The organism is Agrobacterium larrymoorei, from assembly GCF_030819275.1.
In the GTDB taxonomy this organism is placed as follows: Bacteria; Pseudomonadota; Alphaproteobacteria; order Rhizobiales; family Rhizobiaceae; genus Agrobacterium; species Agrobacterium larrymoorei_B.
Genome location: NZ_JAUTBL010000002.1, coordinates 781073 through 795472, shown reverse-complemented (window position 1 = coordinate 795472; position 14400 = coordinate 781073). Strand labels below are relative to the sequence as shown.

The following is a 14400-nucleotide window of genomic DNA, read 5'->3' as shown; positions in this document are numbered from 1 at the left end:
TTGACGTCGCGATGACCGACACAAGCCTCTCTGCGTCGGACTCAGACCTTTAGCAGTCTTGCAATCCGAGGATCAGCGGAAAAGTCGCCGAGGGAAAAGCCGATACGCTGAACCGGCTGCTCGCAAAGGGCCTGTATGCCCATTTTCGATAGGCGAATGCGCCAACTGGAACGGGCCACCGGACGCTTTGACTTGAAGCCAAGTGGCGACAACAGCGCGATATTCTTGCCTTTCTCAGGATCGCGCACCGAGCGATAAAGGATCGCCTGAACGTCCGCCTCACGCGCCGTGTCTGCCAAAGCCTGGCATGCTGCGTAATCGTTGAGGTCGGTCCAGAGAGCCGCATCGCGGGATAACGCAGGCTTCGTCAAATCGATTGCCGCATCTGTCCGAATGTCGGCGGCAAAGGCCGTATACTCCGCCGCGTTGACGGGCATGGGCGTTGCTGGTGACTCGACGTAGAACAGCAAGCGGTAGAAAGCCATTTCGGCCAGCGCTGTCTCTATCCTCCTGGCGGCATAATAAACGCCCTTCGTAAAACCTGCCCGGCGAAAGCGAGAGCCATAAGGATAGGCAGAATCGTAGCGAAATGGCGTCGCAAGCAGATAATCCAGGCCCTCGCATTCCGGCGGAAAACGCCGCTTGCTGCTTTCCAGAATATCTTCGAGCAGGGATTGCTCATCCACGGTATCGACCAGTTTCATGGTCGACACGCGGTGCTGCGCCTCGACAAGACGCCACCAGCGCCCTTGGGACGGAAAACTTTCAGAGCGGAGCGCGTCTGGCGTCCAGGTAAGAAAGGACATCGAGCAAACCGGTGATGGAGGTCAGTTTTTCGGCGGGCACGCCCGCAAGCGCATCATTGTGGTTTTGAAGCCACGCACGGGAAACCGCGTCATCCCCGCCGACAATGGCGTCGAGCGAGCGGAAGACACGGATCAAAAGCACGGCAAGTTCGAACGGCTTGCTGCCAGGCTCCAAACAAAAATCCTGCCTCTTCATCCTTGATACGGTGGGGGCGGAAATACCGAGAATATCTGAAAGGCGTGCTGCGGTCAGGCCGAGTTTTTCCGACGCCGCGACGGCGGCTTTCGTAACGACCCTTCCCTCTTTGGACTCCGCTGTCGGCTTGAGTTGGATATCCATCATCAATCCTTTCCTGAGAAAGAATATAACGGATTTCTTTCAGAAAACAAGAACGGCCGGTTGGGGGCAACCGGCCGCTCGAGCAGATATCACCGTCTTAATGGTCAAAAGCTTTATTCAACGGAAACAGGCACTTCCGTCGAGGTCCGCAGAGCGTGCGAATAGGGGCAAACGATGTGTGCCTTTTTCACGAGATCTTCCGCGGTTGCCTTGTCGAGGCCTGGAATGTTGACCTTGAGCGACACGTCGATGCCGAAACCGCCGCCGTCTTCCCGTGGGCCAACGCCAACGCTTGCGGTCACGGCCGTATCATCAGGCAGCTTTACCTTTTCCTTGCCAGCGACAACCCGCAGCGCGCCGAGGAAACAGGCGGAATAACCGGTTGCGAAAAGCTGCTCTGGATTCGTGCCGTGGGCACCGTTACCGCCGAGCTCCTTCGGAACCGTCAAAGTAACGTCCAGAACGCCGTCTTCGGTCTTGGAATTGCCCTCGCGTCCGCCGCCGGTTGCCGTCGCCTTGGTCGTGTAAAGAATTGGCATGTCATGTACTCCCTTCGTTTGCGTTGGATATCTTGTAGTGCATAATTCAATTGCGCGCAATACAATTTTGCGCATTGAAAAAATTTTTATGGTCTGCGATAAGGTTAATAAGTTTGCTCGGCCTTCGCATGCAGCAGGAACCGAGTGACGGGATAAAATGTTCCCTAGAGCGCTTCCCTGACGAGCGGAATTGCTTCGCCGGAACGGAATTTCGCAGAACGCGACAACACCATAGGCCTTTGATCTCAAAGAGATCGGCGCCTCGGTCGATCCTGTTCTTGTGAAACCGGTTTCGGTGGCAGCTGTCCGAGCAGCGGGAGGGCGCTTCAACAGCGCATTTTGGAGCTCACACGAATGGACGACGGGACAATGGAAGGCCTTTTAAGGCTGGACGTACAGATATGTTTCGCGCTTTACGGCGCAGCCCATGCGTTTACGCGGGCCTATAAGCCGTTGTTGGAGCCGCTGGGCCTGACCTACCCGCAATATCTGGTGATGATGGCGCTGTGGGAGGAAGACAACGCCACGGTGAAGGCGCTCGGCGAAATGCTCGGCCTCGATTCAGGTACCCTATCCCCTCTCCTGAAACGGCTGGAGCAGGCAGGCCTCATCACCCGCAAACGCGGCAAGCAGGACGAGCGGCAGGTCGTGATCAGCCTGACGCCGGAAGGTGCGGACATGAAGAAGAAGGCCGTTCACGTCATGCGATCCATCGGCGAAGCGACAGGATGCAGCCTTGAAGAACTCGGGCAAATTCGGGATCGGCTAAATTCTCTAAAGGACAATCTGGCGCGAGCATGACGACGACCGCGCCGCCCCTCGTCGCAACGCAACGTTCTCGCCACTCACGATAGGGGAAGAGAGTGGCGGGCTGGCGCTGTAAAAGCATGTGTTTGCACCACCCTCAAAGCCAAAGCACGAGGGTGGTGGATGATTGAAACGAGCCGGCTTACTGCCAGACGACCACACGCGCCTTGTTCGGGACGCGATCATAAAGGTCGATGATGTCCTGGTTCATCAGGCGGACGCAGCCGGACGAGACGGCCTTGCCGATGGAGTTCCACTCCGGAGAACCATGCAGGCGATAAAGCGTGTCCTTGCCGTTCTGAAAGATATAGAGCGCGCGTGCGCCGAGCGGGTTTTTCAGGCCGGGCTCCATGCCGCCATTCTTGGCGGAATATTTGACCAGTTCCGGCTGACGCGCCACCATTTCATCCGGCGGCGTCCACTTCGGCCACTTCTGACGCCACTGGATAACGCCCTCACCCGACCAGGCAAAGCCTTCGCGACCGATGCCAACGCCATAGCGCATCGCCGTACCACCTGGCTCGACCACATAGAGGAAACGCGACCGCGTATCGACGACGACCGTTCCCGGGCGCTCGCCTGTCGGGTCCACGACCCGCTGGCGGTAATAGCGGCGATCGATTTTCTGATACGGCACTGCCGGGATAACGAAACCGCCATCCTCAACCGTGCCATACATAACCGCCAGTTCAGCGTCAGAGATTCCGGAGGAGAACATCTGGCGGAAATCATTGGCAACGCCACCGGCAAAGCCCAGCGGCTGCGTGCTGTCATAGGGCGCGACACCGGTAGATGCACAACCCGCCAACAGCGACGCGGAAGAAAGGCCCAGAAGGGAAAGGAAAGTCCGTCTTGAAAGATCTGTGTCGGTGCTCATCATAAGTCCGGTTTTCTCACATCGGAGGCGAAGAGGGAGGCACTGTACCGAAGCGTGCAGAGCCTGCCTTTCAATCTCGCCGTACGTCGTTTGTTCCACGATACATCAGCTATTGCTATAGTGGTTAAGACATACTGAAAACCAGTTGCAGCCTTGCAACATTCGCACCGGCAGGATGCTTTTACCGGTCGTCGTGTTCACATCACCACAATCGGCGCGCCCTGCGGCACGCGGTCGTAAAGATCGATCACATCCTGATTGAGCATTCTCACGCAACCCGATGAGGTTGCCTTGCCGACTGACTGCCAGTCCGGCGTCCCATGAACGCGGTAGAGCGTGTCCTTGCCGTCCTTGAAAATGTAAAGAGCCCGCGCACCGAGCGGGTTGTTGAGACCGGGAACCATGCCGCCCCGCGCCGCCGAGATCGACGCCAGCTCAGGTTGTCGCTGGACCATTTCATCCGGCGGCGTCCAGCGCGGCCATTTGGCCTTCCACTGGATCGTCCCACGACCCGCCCAGGCATAGCCGGATCGTCCGAGCCCGACACCGTAGCGGACCGCTTTGCCGCCTGGCTGCACCAGGTACAGAAAATGCTGTCTGGTATCGACGACGATCGTGCCCGGCGCTTCTGCTGTCTGGTAGCTGACCTCCTGGCGCAGAAACCGCGGATCGATGCGGCTATAAGGAATGGCAGGCAGTGTGTGGCCTTCATCCGACAGCACATCGTACATGGCGCGATGAAGCGGGTTGGAGACTGGCAGCCCGTATCCCATCGTGCGATCACGATAGGCAGGCGAAAGTGCCGATCCCGGGCGTGCTGTGGTCGGCGGGCCGTAAAGCTGCTGAAACTGCGAGCGGAAGAGATCCGGCGGACGGCTATTGATAGAGCCGGGCGTCTGCGGAAGCGGCTCGCGTGGGATCGAGCCGACATTGTTGTAATTGAAGACAGGCGCCGTTTCTCGCACAAAGACATCGGCATTCATGCGGCTGGTGTCGGTGATGAACAGGCAGCCGCTGAGAAGCGGCGCCGTCATCAACACGCAGGCAAATCGGCGTAGGGTCTTCAGGGCAAATACAATCATCGAACCGCTTCAGAGATAGATCACTGACGGCACAATGACTCGCGCGGCTGGCGCGAGGCTGGATAGATCAGGCTAACAGGGCCGCGCGTGCACTGCGACCTGCACGCAAAACCGGCTTCCTCAGACAAAGTTATTGAAGAAGCGTATGCTCTCGTCCACGGCATGCGGCACAACGCCATTGTGGGTGCCGGGCAGCAACCTGTGGTCGATCTTCGAACCCACGGCCATCGCGCGCTCGACAAGAAGCCTGTGGTCGGCATCGAACGGGCGTTCTTCCGTCCCGCGCAGCAATAGCGTCGGGCACTTAAGGCTGTGACCGAAACAGACCGAGGAGCGCATTATGAACTCCTGCGGATTGGTCTCGTCGAAACACAACTCATCGGAATAGCGGTTGAAGTAACGCCAGGAGTTCACGCCCGCCGAGATCGGAACCGCTGCGCGGAATTTTCGCGTCATCGCGGCTAGAAGGGAAAGCGTGCCGCCATTGGAATGACCTGCCAGGAAGAAGCGATCTTTGTCGATGCCGGGAAGGCTTTCCAGATATTCGGCCGCGGATAGCGCATCCGACGTCTCGTCATAGAAACCAGAGTAGTAACCCTTCTGGCCGTTCTCGCCGCGGAAGGATGGCAGCATCACCACAAAGCCTGCTTCCCAGTAGGGTTTCATCAGTGCCCAGTGCCCATCGCCCGTGGCGTTGCCACCGTGAAGGAAGAGAACGGCAGGCTTGAGCTTCTTCTCCGGGACATATTCCGACAGCCAGGCAACAAGCTCGATCGAGCCGTTCGGGCCACCCGGATAGGTAACGCGCCGGGCGCCGGCTGGTGTTCCCAAAGGCTCGGATTTTTCTGGTGCAGACATCTTGCGCAAGAGATGCGTGTGAAATCTCTCGCGCGCCTTGGCATAGTCATCGCGCTCCAGCGGCAGAACCGGCGGCTGGTCCACTTCTGAATGCGCGCCTCTTGGCAGCAGAGCTGTTGCGCCAAGACCAAATGTTCCCGCCAGCAGAGCACGACGTGTGGGAGAAAAGGGAGAAATCTTATCCATGCGCCTGTCCGTCATGCGGGATATCCGATCAGCGTTGCACAGCATAACTTCAGCATCGGAATCTCCGATTGTCTACTTAATGTTTCTCTTTAATGCGGTCACCTGCATTCAACCTTCCCGTTCATCGACCATCGCCATTAGGGTCGCAAGCCGGTCGGCTTCCGAGGGGAGCTTGTCTGCACGCAAACGCGCGATTCGTGGAAAGCGCATCGCAACGCCGGATTTATGGCGGGCCGAGCGATTGATGCCTTCGAAGGCAACTTCAAGCACGAAGCCGAAGGATGGCGTGGCGCGGACAGCCCGGACGGGACCGAAGCGTTCGACGGTGTTGTCACGCACGAACTTGTCCAAAACCTCAAGTTCGGCATCGGTGAAGCCGAAATAGGCCTTGCCCACAGGGACCAGTTGCTCGCCACCCTCACCTTCCGCCCAAACGCCGAAGGTGAAATCGGAATAGTAGCTGGAGCGCTTTCCGTGACCACGCTGCGCATACATCATCACCGCATCGATATTGAACGGATCTCGCTTCCATTTGAACCAAGGACCCTTGGCGCGTCCCGCCTGGTAAGCGCTGTCCTTGCGCTTGATCATCACGCCCTCGATCACGGGATCGGGCGGTGCCTTGCGGAGATCGTCAAGTTCCTGCCAGTTCGAGAAAGGTACCAGTGGCGACAGATCGAAGCGGTCATGTGGCGCCGTCTCGATCAGGTCTGTAAGATGCTTGCGCCGCTCCAGATAAGTGTCGCCTCGAATATCCTCGTCGCCCTTGAATAACAGGTCGTAGGCGCGGATGAAGGCAGGGTATTCTTCCATCATCCGGCCCGTTACCGTCTTGCGGTTCAGACGCTGCTGAAGGTCTGAAAAGGTTCGCGTGGCGCTGTTGGAGCGCGCCGTGCCACCGATAAGAAGCTCGCCATCAATGACACCATCGAAATTAGCGGCTTCGAGAATATCTGGAAACGCGCCTGAAATATCGTCTCCGGACCGCGAGTAGAGCTTGCGGGTATCGCCAGCGCGGGAGAGCTGAACGCGGATCCCATCCCATTTCCATTCGGCTGCAAAATCCTGCGGATCGAGATTGGCGAGATCATTGTCGCCGACCGGCGTGGACAGCATGACGGAATGAAAAATTGCGGGTGTTGCCAAAAGAGGCCGGCCGGTCTTTCCCTCCAGCCAGGCAAAGAGCGGCTCATAGGGCGGCTCCAGACCATGCCAGAGCGTTTCGATCTCGGTAATGTCCTTGCCAGCGAAGTCCGCAAGCGCCTGCCGGGCAAGACGCGCAGAGACCCCGATGCGCAAACCACCGGTGACGAGCTTCAGGAAGGCGAAGCGCGAAGATGTATCCAGCCGATCCAGAAGCTCTCGCACTGCGCCGCGCACTTCCGTCTTGCCGAGCGCGTTGATCTTGCGCACGACTTCGCCGAGGCTCGGATCGCTTGCATGGGGCAGATCGGCGTTCTGGCTTGTATCCCAAACCAGCGAAATCGTTTCGGCCAGATCGCCGACATAGTCGTAGGAATAGCGAAAGAGCACCTCATCCATGCGCTCCAGAACCAGTTCTCGAAGCAAGGCAGGCTTGACGCTTTTCAGGTCCAGCGTTCCGGCGATTGCCGCAAGCCCGTAGCCGCGATCAGGATCTGGCGTTTCACGAAAATAGTCTGTGAGAAGCTTCAGCTTGCCGTTTCTGGACGGTGTCAGAACAAGGCGGTCGAGAAGGGTCGCAAAGGCTTTCACGCTCAATCCCCCTCATCTTCATAGCCGACGAGATGGAGCGGACGCGCCGGAATGCCCTGAAGCTCGCACCAGCGCACCAGCGCCTCCTCACGGCCATGGGTGACCCAAACCTCAGACGGCGCGACCTCCTTGATGGTCTCCAGCAGTTCCGGCCAGTCGCAGTGATCGGAAATCACCAGCGGCAATTCGACACCGCCCTGTTTGGCACGCTGGCGCACCATCATCCAGCCCGAAGCAAAGGCGATCAGCGGTTCGTTGAAGCGACGCGCCCAACGCTCCTGAAATGCCGAGGGCGGGCCTACCACGATCGCACCTTTGAACTGCGCCGGATTGCTTTTCTCCAATGTCGCAGGGCGGATGTCTCCGAGATCGATTCCTTGTGAAACGTAGTAATCACAGAGCTTTGCCAGAGCGCCATGAATATAGACCGGCCCCGAATAACCGTTGTCGCGCAAGAGCCGAAGAACGCGCTGCGCCTTGCCAAGCGAATAGGCACCGACGAGATGGGTGCGTTCGGGGAACTGGCGTATAGAGGTCAAAAGCTTGGCAATTTCGCGTGCTGGTGCGGGATGGTGAAAAACCGGAAGCGCGAAGGTGGCCTCGGTGATGAAGACATCGCAGGCGACCGGCTCGAAGGGTGCGCAGGTCGGATCGACGCCGCGTTTGTAGTCGCCGGACGCGACGATGCGCAGGCCATCATATTCGATGGAGATCTGGGCGGAGCCGAGCACATGTCCGGCAGGATGAAAACCGACGGTAACGCCGTTGACTTGCGCCGTCTCTCCGAAACCGATCGCCTGTTCGCTGACGGTAAAATCTTCGCCGTAACGCAAACGCATGATGTCGAGCGTCTGGCGCGTCGCCAATACCTTCTCGTGCCCTGCCCGTGCGTGATCAGAGTGACCATGGGTGATCAACGCCTTCGGCACCGGCTTTACCGGGTCGATGTAAAAGTCACCCACTGGGCAGTAAAGCCCTTTCGGTGTCGGGCTGAGCAGTTTTTCTGGTTTCATGGCGTCGGGATCGACCGGAATTTACGATTCTTCAAAACGTCTTGCGCAAGACAAAACGAACCGTGCGGAATAAGGTTCATTCTGGAAACATCGAGGCACGGCCGGTGAGCGCTTTTTTTAATTTCGACCTAGCCCTGCCCTGTGTGCAGACACCAATCGCCGTAACAATCATGCGGTCGACCGATGATCACGCTATACCCTACTCTCGCCTCAATCCTGAGGCTTCGGCTTCTCTGCAGCAACCGGCAAACGGACGTTCTTGAGCATCACCGCAGCGATAAGACCGATCACTGCCGTCGCCGACGCGACAAGAAACAGCGGTGTGAAGGCGGCGGCATAGAGATCGGCCACAGCGTGTTGAGAGGCGGCAGGCAATTGAGCCAGCATCTTGGGCGTCAAATCCTGAATGCGGCCAACGCCGGGGATATCGGCACCGGTTCCCTTCAAGCTTGACGATATGACCGCGCCATAAATGGAGATGGCAAGAGCTGCACCTCCCATGCGCGTCAGGGTCACCGCCCCGCTCGCCGCGCCGACATCGGCTTTGGCCGCGGAATTCTGGACGCCAATGATCGGCGCCTGCTGGCCAAGGCCTACGCCAAGCCCCTGCAACAGCAATAGCCCCGCAATGATCGCCAAGGGTGTGCCGGCGTGGACCTGCGAAAGCGAGAGCATGGCGATGACCGCAATCGACAGACTGATGATCGAGAACGGCTTGTAGCTGCCCGTCTTCGAAATCAGCCGGCCCGCCGTCAGCGAACCCATGACGATGCCACCGGTGACGGCGATGAAGAAGAGGCCGGCTTCCGAAGGCGAAAGCCCTGTCGTTGTCTGGAGGAAGAGTGCGTAGTAGTTGACCATACCGATACCGAGACCCCCGCTGACCAGCGAAATGATCATCAGCAGAGGAAAGGTCGAATCCTTGAACAGTCGCAGCGGCACGATCGGTTCAGGCGCGCGCTTCTCCACCTGCACCCAGAGCGTGCCGCAGACGACGGCAAATACGAGGATGGCGAGGCTTTGCCAGGCAATCAGTGAGCCGAAGAGTTCAGCACTGTCGGCCCAGAGCACGACGCTGGAAATTGCGGCGGCCAACAAAACCGCACCAATGTAATCGATCTTCGGCTGACGGTCCGGTCGACGATAGGGTAGCAGGAATGCCAGACCCAACAGGACGACGATGCCGATGGGCAGGTTGATGAGAAAGATGGAGCGCCAGCCGAAAAGATCGCTCATCGTGCCGCCGAGGATCGGTCCGACACTGCCGGACGCCATGATGACGAGGCTCGAATAACTCTGATAACGGGCGCGTTCACGCGGCGCAAAGAGATCGGCATTGACGGAGAAGATCGACACCATGATGCCGCCGCCGCCAAGGCCCTGTAGAACGCGGGCGGCGATCAGCGAGTCCATCGACCAAGCCAGGCCGCAGGCAAGCGAACCGACAGTAAAGATGACGACGGCGGAGATCATCACATATTTGCGGCCAAAGAGATCGCCAAGCTTTCCATAGACCGGCATCACGGCACTGGTGGCCAGCAGGTATGCAGAACCTACCCAGCCGAAGCGCTCAAGCGCACCGAACTCGCCCACGATGGTCGGCAAGGCCGTAGAGACGATCTGGTTATCCAGCGTTGCCATGAACATGGCCAGCATCAGAAAAAGGAAGACAACCAGCCTGCGACGGGGCTCCGTCACGAGAGGGGCCGCAGAGTTCACCGACATATCCATGGAAAGGCCTCGTGTTAGGCGTCAATTTATGTGCTTTTAGCATATATATGTCAATAGCATCTTTTGAAGAATTGATGTAGGGTTGGCTCGATAAGGAGCGAGGGCAGCACATGAACAATCAGATCCTCAGGCGCGCCGACAGGGCAGACAAGAACGCGTCATTGCAAGACGACGTGCTGGACATCAGCCATACCATGACACGCATGCGCATCATGATCGGTCGTCGCGTCATTGGCCGTACTGCGATTGCAAAGCTGGCGCCGGGGCTCGATCTCTCGCATCTTGATGTTCTCGATGTCGTGAATCGGACACAAGGCAACGCCACAGTCGGCTCGATTGCCGAGGGCATGCGGCTCGACCCATCCCGTGGAAGTCGTCTCGTTTCCGATATGGTCGGCCGCGGACTGTTGCAAAGGGATGTGTCGCAGGAAGATGGCAGACGCAGCGTGATTGCCGTCACCGCTCTCGGACGGAGTATCCTCGAAGATATGCATGACGCCAAGATCGCCATCATCCGCGATGTGGTGAGTGATTGGCCGAAAGAGGATGTTGCCGCCTTCGCAGAGCTTTTCGACCGCTTCATCGGGCGCTTCGAAACACGCCTCTCTCCAGACGCACGCCCTTAGATGAACGATATCAGACACCTCAAATATGATTGACTAATTCATCTCGCGAACAGCGTGCCGCGGTTTTTCGTTACCGACACGCGACAAAACAAAATCTCGAAACTTAAAGAGCGTCGCTGAAAGATCGCGACGTGCATTAGGCGACGTGCGCAGTTCGCGCCTACGCGGCGTTTTCGATTTGCGCGTCGTCCGTCGCAGCGCTTCGACCAGCCCTCTTTGCCTCGTACATCGCCAAGTCGGCTTTGGCCAGAAGGCTCTCAGGGGTCTTTCCGTCATTGGGATAGAAAGCGGTTCCCATGGAACACGTGACTGTAATTGCACCCGCGGAGAGAGCGATCGGCTCCTGCGCAGCCTGCCGAATTTCCTCAAGGCGCGCCAGGACACCGGCTTCGTCTCCCTTGGGATTGCTAAAGATGACGGCAAATTCATCGCCACCAAGACGAACAGCGGTGTCAGACGCCCGGATGGTTTTTGTGATTCGTTCGGCAATCGCTCGCAGAACATCGTCCCCCGCTGCGTGCCCATAAATGTCATTGATTTGCTTGAATTTATCGACATCAAAATAGGTGATAGCAACCAGCCGATCTTCCCGTTTCGCCTCGTGTAGGGCTCGGCGGAACTGCCCCCAGAAGAGATTGCGGTTCGAAAGACCGGTCAGCGGATCATGATGCGCCATGTAATGGACACGCTCTTCCGCACGCCGGCGATCAATCGCAATCCCGGCAATGTTTGTCGCCATATCGATAATCTCTTTTTCCACTTCGGTCGGCATCCGGACCGATTTGGAATAGAGCGCGAATGTGCCCAGCAAGACATCATTGTTGCCAAAGATTGGTGTAGACCAGCACGAGCGAAGACCGTGTGGCTCAACCACGCTAGTATAACCGGACCAAAGCGGGTTTTCAAAAATGTCACTGACGTAGACGGGCATCCTGCGGAAGGCAGCCGTGCCGCAGGAGCCGTTGTTTGGCCCTACCGGAACACCATCTACCGCGGAGACATATTGTGGCGGCAACGATGGCGACGCACCATTGCGCAGCAAAGCGGTCTTCTCATCCAGCAGAAGAACCGATCCGCAAACATTGTCTAGCAGACCCTCCACCTCACTTACCACCGCCGAAAGAATATCCTTCAGCGGCTCCCCTTTGACGATCATTTCCAGCAATGATGCATGGCTTCTTCGCATCGTTTCCTGCCGCTTTGTAAAGGTGATCTCGCGAGAGATCCCGGCAAGTCCTACAGCCATACCGGTCTCATCCCGTAGGATGATCCGCGTTCCCGAGTACCAATGTGTCGTTCCGTCAACGGCCACCATCGGCTCTTCAGCATCGAAGATATCGATATTGCCTCTGAGGATGCGGCGATCCAGCCGATCGATACACTCGGCGACTTGCATTGGAGCCAGATCGAAAATCGTCAAAGTCCGGCCTTCAAGGAAATTCCGCTCATAACCCAAGGAGGCAAGTGCCGCAGCGTTCATGTACTCATACCGACCTGCGCAATCCTTTATGAAAACGATCTCAGGAATATTATCGAGCAAAAATGTCACTTTGTGCCTCAGCACATCCTGCATCATCGTTCCGATGAATGGCGCTTGTGATCTTGACGGGGTCGGACCGTTTTGCTCACGCATTTCTAAAGGCTCCATGAAAAATCTTAAGCCCGGTGCTGCTGCTTGATCGAACTTCAATGCAGCCTCGCCGGATAGCAACAGGCTTAAGCTACAGAGAAGTTGCTTATACTGAATTAACAAACCCCATTGCTACGCCCTGGCGCCGATGACACGTCTTTTTCATGATACTATTACTACCAAGACATTACCGCGCTACTTGTTTTCCGTTATCGGGACTGGGTCTCGCGGAGCCTTGTCCGCATCGGCCATCTCAGAACGCAACAAAGGCGCAGGCTTCGAAGGAATGACCCTAAAGCGCGCCGCGATCTTTCAGATTCGCTCCTTATGCTTTAGGTCTTTGTTTTATCGCATGTCGTTATGGCAAAACCCCTGCCCACTTTTGTGCGACATGCTTTGGTTTCATCTGGCAAATCGGAGATGCTTGCAATGCTGACTATTTACGGCGTCTATCGTTCCCGGGCCACGCGTACATTATGGCTTGCACGGGAATTGGATATCGCGTTCGAACATGTGCCGGTCATCCAGGCCCGGCGTCTGGCCGATCCTGTGGCGGCCGATGCGCCAATCAACACGCTGACGCCTTCCTATCTAGCCATCAACCCGATGGGCACTATCCCCTGCATCGACGATGACGGCATGGTCCTTTACGAATCCATGGCGATCAACCTTTATCTGGCGCGCAAATACGGCACATCCGTCGCGCCGAAAGATGCCGCGGAAGATGCCCATATGATGCAGTGGTCTTTTTTTGCCGCCACGGAAATCGAGACAAACGCTCTGAAGATTTCCTCGACCTTCGCCGAAGGATTGGCCGACAGCGATACCGGCAAAGCCGTGATCGAAGTGGCAGCGCGCATGTTGCGCCGCCCCTTCCGCGTGCTCGAGCAGCACTTGGCGAACAAGGAGTATCTGGTGGGCAACCGCTTTACCGTTGCCGATCTGAACGCCGCTGAAGTCGTTCGCTACGCGCAGGCGCACGCGCCGCTGTTCGACGCACACCCTGCCGTCAAGGCTTGGTTGGAACGTTGCCAGTCCCGCCCGGCCTTCAAGGAAATGTGGGATGCGAGAGCGGCCGAACCGGCTTAAGGGTTCAGGACAAGACCGAGGTCACGCGGATGTCGCCGACGGGGATACCGTTCCAGTTTTTCATGGAGCGGTTCGCTATCGCGTCGAGCGCGCGCTCTTCCACGCTGTTCTTTTCGAAGTGACGCGCTAACAGAGCGGCAATCATTGCCTCTGCGGCGCGGGTCGTGCCATCTTCGCATTTCACCGCGATTGCCAATCCCTTCTCCGGCAGAATGCCGACAAAGACCCCTTCGGCACCAGTCTTGGCAAAAATTCTGCCTGGGGCGATTTCCATCAGCTTGGTGCAGGTACGGCCAGTGCCGGCAACGTAAAAGGGTTCGGCCATGCAGGCTTCAATCAAGCGGCGTGACGCCTGAGCGCGAGCCGGCTCAAGCCCTTTTCCGGTCGCCATCTTGGCAAAGCCCTGCGCCAGCGATTTTAACGGCACGGCATAGGCCGGGATGGAGCATCCATCGATACCGCAACTGTCTTCGGCAATCGCGACACCCGTCAGGCTTTCCATCGTGGCGCGGATTTCGCGCTGCAATTGGTGCCCGGCATTGACATAACCTCTCGTCTCGATACCGTTATGGCTACAGGCACAGATGAAACCGGAATGTTTGCCGGAACAGTTGTTGTGCAGCGCTGTCGGCTTCTCCATGCTCCGCGCCTGCCCGATGAGTGCTTTCTGATCCATCGACCAGTGCGCGCCGCATTCCAGCGCGCTGAGATCATGCCCCGCGCGTGCCAGCATAGACGCCGCCAGTTCCACATGCGCTTCTTCACCAGAATGGGATGCACAGGAAAGCGCAAGCTCTCGGTTGCCGAAACCGTAGGCGTCCGCAGCCCCGCTTTCCACCATGAACAACGCCTGCATGGCCTTGCAGGCGGAACGGGGGAAGACTGCGCTTTCTACATCGCCTGCCGAGAAGACAACCTTGCCATCGCCGTCCACCACAACGGCCATGCCTCGGTGACGGCTCTCAACGAGGTTGCCGCGGGTGACTTCAACGGTAACGGGGTTGTGCATGGTGCTGGCCTCAAAAAGTTCGAAATGCGATCCCTATCTAACCCTATTGGTCGCATCATGCACGGGGCACTCC

14 protein-coding genes are annotated in these 14400 nt (G+C 57.7%); 3 read left to right on the top strand and 11 right to left on the bottom strand.

Going from position 1 to position 14400, the window contains the following annotated elements; all coding sequences use genetic code 11:
- Nucleotides 1-41: 41 nt before the first annotated feature.
- The 3 genes from QE408_RS12345 to QE408_RS12335 all read right to left on the bottom strand — a co-directional run bounded on the left by QE408_RS12345 (nt 42) and on the right by QE408_RS12335 (nt 1685).
- Entirely contained in the window at nt 42-806 is a 765-nt protein-coding gene (locus QE408_RS12345; protein WP_306931539.1) for an RES family NAD+ phosphorylase, read from the bottom strand.
- A complete protein-coding gene (locus QE408_RS12340) occupies nt 766-1149 on the bottom strand; it encodes an MbcA/ParS/Xre antitoxin family protein (RefSeq protein ID WP_306931537.1) in 384 nt (127 codons plus the stop codon). Before QE408_RS12340 ends, QE408_RS12345 begins: the two co-directional genes overlap by 41 nt.
- Nucleotides 1150-1259: 110 nt before the next feature.
- Nucleotides 1260-1685 (bottom strand): organic hydroperoxide resistance protein, encoded by a 426-nt coding sequence (locus QE408_RS12335; RefSeq protein ID WP_062425823.1) that lies wholly within the window; start codon nt 1683-1685, stop codon nt 1260-1262.
- A 354-nt stretch (nt 1686-2039) separates the two neighbouring features.
- On the opposite strand from QE408_RS12335, the gene QE408_RS12330 reads away from it, so the two are divergent.
- Nucleotides 2040-2486 (top strand): MarR family winged helix-turn-helix transcriptional regulator, encoded by a 447-nt coding sequence (locus QE408_RS12330; RefSeq protein ID WP_062425824.1) that lies wholly within the window; start codon nt 2040-2042, stop codon nt 2484-2486.
- 148 nt (nt 2487-2634) lie between these two features.
- Here QE408_RS12330 and QE408_RS12325 read toward each other — a convergent pair whose 3' ends face one another.
- The 6 genes from QE408_RS12325 to QE408_RS12300 all read right to left on the bottom strand — a co-directional run bounded on the left by QE408_RS12325 (nt 2635) and on the right by QE408_RS12300 (nt 9973).
- The gene (locus QE408_RS12325; RefSeq protein WP_373465545.1) at nt 2635-3372 is read right to left on the bottom strand and encodes a L,D-transpeptidase; all 738 of its coding nucleotides are present in this window, start codon (nt 3370-3372) and stop codon (nt 2635-2637) included.
- A 194-nt stretch (nt 3373-3566) separates the two neighbouring features.
- Nucleotides 3567-4451, bottom strand: a complete 885-nt coding sequence (locus QE408_RS12320) for a L,D-transpeptidase (protein ID WP_306931536.1) — start codon at nt 4449-4451, stop codon at nt 3567-3569.
- 120 nt (nt 4452-4571) lie between these two features.
- Nucleotides 4572-5495: an alpha/beta hydrolase family protein gene (locus QE408_RS12315; protein ID WP_306931535.1), complete on the bottom strand. Its 924-nt coding sequence runs from the start codon at nt 5493-5495 to the stop codon at nt 4572-4574.
- A 108-nt stretch (nt 5496-5603) separates the two neighbouring features.
- A complete protein-coding gene (locus QE408_RS12310; RefSeq protein WP_306931534.1) occupies nt 5604-7229 on the bottom strand; it encodes a cisplatin damage response ATP-dependent DNA ligase in 1626 nt (541 codons plus the stop codon).
- A 2-nt stretch (nt 7230-7231) separates the two neighbouring features.
- Nucleotides 7232-8242 carry a ligase-associated DNA damage response exonuclease gene (locus tag QE408_RS12305; protein WP_306931531.1) on the bottom strand — a complete coding sequence of 337 codons (1011 nt, stop codon included), beginning with the start codon at nt 8240-8242 and terminating at the stop codon, nt 7232-7234.
- A gap of 210 nt (nt 8243-8452) precedes the next feature.
- The gene (locus QE408_RS12300) at nt 8453-9973 is read right to left on the bottom strand and encodes an MDR family MFS transporter (RefSeq protein WP_306931529.1); all 1521 of its coding nucleotides are present in this window, start codon (nt 9971-9973) and stop codon (nt 8453-8455) included.
- Nucleotides 9974-10083: 110 nt separating this feature from the next.
- Here QE408_RS12300 and QE408_RS12295 point away from each other — a divergent pair, with 110 nt between their 5' ends.
- A complete protein-coding gene (locus QE408_RS12295) occupies nt 10084-10599 on the top strand; it encodes a MarR family winged helix-turn-helix transcriptional regulator (protein WP_306931528.1) in 516 nt (171 codons plus the stop codon).
- A gap of 160 nt (nt 10600-10759) precedes the next feature.
- Here QE408_RS12295 and QE408_RS12290 read toward each other — a convergent pair whose 3' ends face one another.
- The gene (locus tag QE408_RS12290) at nt 10760-12172 is read right to left on the bottom strand and encodes a sensor domain-containing protein (RefSeq protein WP_306934785.1); all 1413 of its coding nucleotides are present in this window, start codon (nt 12170-12172) and stop codon (nt 10760-10762) included.
- A gap of 486 nt (nt 12173-12658) precedes the next feature.
- On the opposite strand from QE408_RS12290, the gene QE408_RS12285 reads away from it, so the two are divergent.
- A complete protein-coding gene (locus tag QE408_RS12285; RefSeq protein WP_306931527.1) occupies nt 12659-13318 on the top strand; it encodes a glutathione S-transferase family protein in 660 nt (219 codons plus the stop codon).
- 4 nt (nt 13319-13322) lie between these two features.
- Here QE408_RS12285 and QE408_RS12280 read toward each other — a convergent pair whose 3' ends face one another.
- Nucleotides 13323-14327: an asparaginase gene (locus tag QE408_RS12280; RefSeq protein WP_306931526.1), complete on the bottom strand. Its 1005-nt coding sequence runs from the start codon at nt 14325-14327 to the stop codon at nt 13323-13325.
- Nucleotides 14328-14400: the final 73 nt, after the last annotated feature.